Source organism: Mesorhizobium sp. M7A.F.Ca.CA.003.01.2.1 (assembly GCF_003998945.1).
Lineage (GTDB): Bacteria > Pseudomonadota > Alphaproteobacteria > Rhizobiales > Rhizobiaceae > Mesorhizobium > Mesorhizobium ciceri.
In genome coordinates this window covers 1-5,282 of sequence record NZ_RZRA01000340.1, presented here as the reverse complement: position 1 = coordinate 5,282, position 5,282 = coordinate 1, and the positions used below count along the sequence as shown (strand labels likewise).

The following is a 5,282-nucleotide window of genomic DNA, read 5'->3' as shown; positions in this document are numbered from 1 at the left end:
GATCCATACGGTCGACCACATCGAAGGCAGGCTGCGCGAAGGCATGGATGCCTTCGATGCCTTCCTGTCGCATGCCTGGGCGGTCACCGTCACCGGCGCGCCGAAGCTATGGGCCATGCGCTTTATCGAGCAGAACGAGAAGAGCCCGCGCGCCTGGTATGGCGGCGCGATCGGCATGGTCAATTTCAACGGCGACATGAACACCGGCCTGACGCTCCGCACCATCCGTATCAAGGACGGCATTGCCGAAGTGCGCGCCGGCGCCACATTGCTGTTCGACAGCATTCCCGAGGAAGAAGAAGCCGAAACCGAACTGAAGGCATCCGCCATGCTCTCCGCCATCCGCGACGCCAAGACAGGCAATTCCGCCAGCACCGAGCGCACCACCGCGCGCGTCGGCGACGGCGTCAACATCCTGCTGGTCGACCACGAGGACAGTTTCGTCCACACGCTGGCCAATTATTTTCGCCAGACCGGCGCCAACGTCTCGACCGTTCGCTCGCCGGTGCATGAGGAAGTCTTCGACCGGCTGAAACCCGACCTCGTCGTGCTGTCGCCCGGCCCCGGCACGCCGAAGGACTTCGATTGCGCCGCAACCATCAAGAAGGCGCGCGCCCGCGAACTGCCGATCTTCGGCGTCTGCCTTGGCCTGCAGGCATTGGCCGAGGCCTATGGCGGCGAACTGCGGCAGCTGCACATACCGATGCACGGCAAGCCGTCGCGCATCCGCGTCTCCAAGCCCGGCATCATCTTCTCCGGCCTGCCCAAGGAAGTCACCGTCGGCCGCTACCACTCGATCTTTGCCGATCCGGTGCGGCTGCCCGACGATTTCATCGTCACGGCCGAGACCGAGGACGGCGTCATCATGGCCTTCGAGCACCGCAAGGAGCCGATCGCCGCAGTGCAATTCCACCCGGAATCGATCATGACGCTCGGGCACAATGCCGGCATGCGCATCATCGAGAACATCGTCGCCCACCTGCCGCGCAAGGCCAAGGAAAAGGCCGCCTGACGATCATGGCCGAAGCCGAGAACACGATGGCGATCGCGGCCAAGGCGGCCGCGAAGCGCAAGGTCGCGAACCTCGCCTTCTGGTCGATTATCGTCGCCTTTGTCGTGCTCGCGCTGAAAGCTGCCGCCTGGTACGTCACCGGCTCAGTCGCACTCTATTCGGACGCACTGGAATCGATCGTCAACGTCATCGCCTCGGTCGCCGCCTTCTGGGCGATCCAGATCAGCCACAAGCCGGCCGACCAGGATCATCCCTTCGGCCATCACAAGGCCGAGTATTTCTCGGCAGTGCTGGAAGGCGTGTTGATCGTGCTTGCCGCGCTATTGATCCTCAACGAGGTCTGGCGCTCCTGGCAGACTCCGTCACCCTTGGAACAGCCTTGGGAAGGTCTTGCGGTCAACGGCGTTGCCACGATTATCAACGCCTTCTGGGCCTGGACGCTGATCCGCGCCGGCAGGGCGGAGAAATCACCGGCACTGGTCGCCGACGGCAACCACATCATGACCGACGTGGTGACCTCGATCGGGGTCTTCGGCGGCCTGGTCGGGGCGATCCTGACCGGCTGGCAGATCCTCGACCCCGCACTTGCCGTCCTCGTGGCGCTGAACATTCTGTGGCAGGGCTGGCATGTCATCGGCTCGTCGATGAACGGGCTGATGGACCGCGCCGTCGACACCCAGGAGCACATGCGCATCCGCGACGTCATCTCGGCCAACTGCAAGGGCGCGCTTGAAGTGCACGACCTCAAGACGCGCATCGCCGGCCGCGCCACCTTCATCGAGTTTCATCTGGTCGTCGACGCAGACATGTCGGTCGGCGCCAGCCATGTCATCTGCGACCGCATCGAGGACGCGCTGAAGGCCGAAATCCCCTCGGTGCGCGTCACCATCCACGTCGAGCCCGACGACGAGGCCAAGCTGCCGAAGGGCACAACCGCCGTGCCGTTTGCCTGAGGCGATTTCCTGTAGCGACTTGGGAAAATTAACCGAAGCTTCTCGACTTCGTCATCCACGGGCGAAGCAGGAGCGAAGCTCCGTCGCGGAGACCCGAAGATCCATGCCGCGACCTTGTCCGTAGAGTGCAGCGGAACAGAATTCTGCACCGCAGCAGCGCTCAGATGTCACGCATGGATCCTATGGTCTGCGCCGCCAGTCTCTATCGGCCTTCCAAAGCTGCCTCAACAAAATCGTCGTCAAGTGGCCCGGTCAAACTGTCGAGCCAGACCCAATCCTGCGCAAGCGGTTCGAGAACGACCGCTCGGCCCTCGCGAAGGATTGAAATCTCGCCGGTATCGAAACGGTATTTCTTCGGCATGCGTACTGCTTGCGATCCGCCAGACCAAAAGACTTTTGCCTTATCCATTCGCGCCCTCCATTGAAGCTCAAGGCGAGCAGGCCGATTGCGGCATCGGCTGCAGCCGATAGACCTTGTCGTCGGATTTCGTCTTTCCGGCGTCCGCCTTCGAACACAGGTCGACGATTGCAAGCGCGCTGTTTGGGTTGGCCAGCATCATCGTGCCGTTGGCGCCACGCTTGAGGAAAATCTCCTTCTGCGCGATGTCGCAGGAGAAATTGCTCATCTTCGTGCTGGCCGCGCAGCGCCACTGGTCGGCTTCGCCCTGGCAGGAATAGGTCTGCGTCACCTTGGCCGATTTCTGCCGTGTGGTGACGGTAACGGCAATGTCGGCGCCGTCTGGCCAATTGGCGGTGTCACCGCCCGAGGCGAAGGACGCCAGTTCTACCTTGCCGCGGAAAACCCGGATCGACTGGGTGAGTTGATCGGGGTGCGAGCCGAGATGCGCTGCATCGTAGTCGCGCCCATAGCAGAACGCCTGGTCCGGCTTCAGCCGCTCGCGTAGCGGAGCTCCGAGCGCAGCGGCGACTGGGTCGATGCGCGCGAACTCCGCCTGGCAGGTCGCTGCCGGCATCGGGTCGAGGCGGAAATTGTCATCCTCCGAGCCGAGCGCCCGCCTGTCATATTCCGCTGCGCCAAGCTCCTCTTCTGATCCGGCATCGAGATAGATGTCGGGCTGCAGATCCGAGAGGAACAGCCGACCCTTGTCATCGACCTTCAGCGACGCAAGCGTCCGGTCGCATTCCATGCCGCAATGGACCGGGCCCGTCTTGCCGTCCTCGGAAGCATGATTGCACCAGCCGCCGGCCCATTCAGGCGACTTGGCGCCGCGCACGGTGGTGGCGATGAAGGCATTGTAGGACGTGTCGGAATTCCCGGTCGGTTCCTCGTTCGGCCGGCTGACCGGATCATGGCCGTAGTAGAAGAAGATCCGCGCCACCTTCTGCTTCGGGTGCGCCTTGAGATGCGCCCCATCATAGACGCGGCCGAAACAGGCATCAGCGCCGTTCGGACTGAGTTCGGTAAGCTTCAGCGCATCGTCGGCGGAGGCCGATCCGGCAAGCGCGCCGAGCAGCACGGCGCAAAACCCGGCGCCGGCAACCGTCTTCCATTCCCCCAACCCAAACGCCCATTCCTTCAACGCCATGTGACCTCTCCTCCGCATCGAAAGGACGCAACGGCAATTTATGCTAGTATTGCGGCTGGAGTCACGCAATTCGCGGTCAGCCGCCAAGCGGAGGAGGATGCCATGCGCCGGCGCGACATGTTCCGCACGGTTCTTGCCGGAACCGGAACGCTTCTCGGTCTGCGGGCAGCACAGGCAGCCGCCACCGAGCCCACAAGGCAAAAAGTCGCCTACCACTTGAGCGACACCGACAAGGTCAATTTCGTGCTCGGCAACATCAAGAACCATTATGAAGGCACCGGCGGCAAGGTCGACATCGTGCTGGTCGTGCATGGTCCCGCGCTCGCGGCCTTCAAGTCGAAAGGCATATCGGCCGCGATTTCCGGGCGCTTCGCCGGCCTGGTGCAGCAGGGATTGGAACCCCACGCCTGCGCCAACACCATGCACGGCATGGACATCACACTCCCCGACCTGCTCGCCGGATTTCATGCCGCCGACAAGGGCGGCGTCGTCAAACTCGCCGAACTGCAAGGCCAGGGTTACGCCTATCTGCGTCCGTAGAGCGGTTTGTTTGACGCAAATCCCCCGGGGAAAGCGCTCACACTTTTCCTTGAATTGCTCCAAGGCTTGAACACCGGGGTGGCAAGGGCCTACGAAGGGCAGGCAGACATCCCGGAGGAAGAACCGTGCCAGCCACCACACTCAGCATACCCGATCTTGCCGGCAAGGCAGTGCTGGTTACCGGTGCATCGACCGGCATCGGGGCGGCGCTCGCGCTGGCCTATGCAGCGCAGAAATGCAAGGTGGCGCTGCATTATAACTCGAGCCGCGACGCCGCCGAGAAGCTCGGCCTGACGATTGCCGACAAGGGCGGCGAGGTGTTTCTCGTCCAGGGCGATTTCTCCGTTGCCGCCGATGTCGAGCGCGTCGTCGAGGACAGTGCGCAATATTTCGGCCGCCTCGACGGGCTGGTCAACAATGCCGGCGGCATGCTCGGCCGCATCCCCTATGCCGAGCAGACCGAGGCGCATTACGATGCGGTGATGGACCTCAACGCCCGTTCGGTGCTGACTGCTTCGCGCAAGGCGATCCCGTGGCTGAAGAAACAGGGCGGCTTCATCGTCAACACCTCCTCGATCGCCGCCCGCAATGGTGCCGGCGGCGGCGCCGGGCTTTACGGCTCTGCCAAGGCTTTCGTCTCCAATGTGACGCGCGGCATGGCAAAGGAGCTGATCGGCTTCGGCATCCGCGTCAACGCGGTGGCGCCCGGCACCATTCTCACCCCGTTCCACGAGCGCTATTCGACCGACGAGCAGATCAAGGGCATGGTCGCCACCATTCCGCAGGGACGCGCCGGCACGGCGCAGGATTGCGTCGGCGCCTATCTGTTCCTCTCTTCCGACCTTCTCAGCGGCTACATCACCGGCCAGGTGATCGAGGTGAATGGCGGCCAGTTGATGCCTTGAACGGCTATCGCCATACTGGCGATCTGCACGCTCTTGTCGAAAACCTCAAAGGAGACAACGGAATGTACGGACTGATCGGCAAGATGCGGGCGTCGCGCGGCCAGCGCGACGCGGTCATGGACCTCCTGCGCGCCAGCACCGGCGCCCTGTCGGGCTGCCTGAGCTATATCATCGCGCGCGATCCCGCCGATGCCGACGCGATCTGGGTCACCGAAGTGTGGACCGACGCCGAAAGCCACAAGGCCTCGCTGCAGCTTCCCGAAGTCCAGGCAGCGATCGCCAAGGCGCGGCCGTTCATCGCCGGCTTCGAATTCCAGGTCGAGAC

At 63.2% G+C, this 5,282-nt stretch carries 7 protein-coding genes; 5 read left to right on the top strand and 2 right to left on the bottom strand.

All coding sequences use genetic code 11. The annotated features are described in order from the left end of the window. A partial coding sequence (locus tag EN969_RS15510) for a chorismate-binding protein (RefSeq protein ID WP_164758275.1) occupies positions 1 to 1,012 on the top strand: 1,012 nt, incomplete at its 5' end. Between the two features lie 5 nt (positions 1,013 to 1,017). Next, entirely contained in the window at positions 1,018 to 1,965 is a 948-nt protein-coding gene (locus EN969_RS15505) for a cation diffusion facilitator family transporter (RefSeq protein ID WP_013529938.1), read from the top strand. A gap of 202 nt (positions 1,966 to 2,167) precedes the next feature. Here EN969_RS15505 and EN969_RS15500 read toward each other — a convergent pair whose 3' ends face one another. Together EN969_RS15500 and EN969_RS15495 are read right to left on the bottom strand one after the other, a co-directional pair. Next, complete coding sequence (locus EN969_RS15500; protein ID WP_013529937.1) at positions 2,168 to 2,374, bottom strand: AbrB/MazE/SpoVT family DNA-binding domain-containing protein; 207 nt, start codon at positions 2,372 to 2,374, stop codon at positions 2,168 to 2,170. A gap of 19 nt (positions 2,375 to 2,393) precedes the next feature. Then, a complete protein-coding gene (locus EN969_RS15495) occupies positions 2,394 to 3,512 on the bottom strand; it encodes a hypothetical protein (protein ID WP_013529936.1) in 1,119 nt (372 codons plus the stop codon). Positions 3,513 to 3,614: 102 nt separating this feature from the next. Between EN969_RS15495 and EN969_RS15490 the strand changes: the two genes are divergently transcribed. The 3 genes from EN969_RS15490 to EN969_RS15480 all read left to right on the top strand — a co-directional run. Then, on the top strand, positions 3,615 to 4,052 hold the full coding sequence (locus EN969_RS15490; protein WP_013529935.1) for a DsrE family protein: 438 nt from the start codon (positions 3,615 to 3,617) through the stop codon (positions 4,050 to 4,052). A gap of 125 nt (positions 4,053 to 4,177) precedes the next feature. Beyond that, positions 4,178 to 4,957 (top strand): SDR family oxidoreductase, encoded by a 780-nt coding sequence (locus EN969_RS15485; protein ID WP_013529934.1) that lies wholly within the window; start codon positions 4,178 to 4,180, stop codon positions 4,955 to 4,957. 62 nt (positions 4,958 to 5,019) lie between these two features. Beyond that, positions 5,020 to 5,282 (top strand): putative quinol monooxygenase (locus EN969_RS15480; protein WP_164758274.1); only part of this gene is annotated, 263 nt, incomplete at its 3' end.

Coding starts and splice junctions, on each gene's coding strand:
- EN969_RS15505 (WP_013529938.1), top strand. CDS start 1,018: ATGGCCGAAGCCGAGAACACGATGGCGATCGCGGCCAAGGCGGCCGCG.
- EN969_RS15500 (WP_013529937.1), bottom strand. CDS start 2,374: ATGGATAAGGCAAAAGTCTTTTGGTCTGGCGGATCGCAAGCAGTACGC.
- EN969_RS15495 (WP_013529936.1), bottom strand. CDS start 3,512: ATGGCGTTGAAGGAATGGGCGTTTGGGTTGGGGGAATGGAAGACGGTT.
- EN969_RS15490 (WP_013529935.1), top strand. CDS start 3,615: ATGCGCCGGCGCGACATGTTCCGCACGGTTCTTGCCGGAACCGGAACG.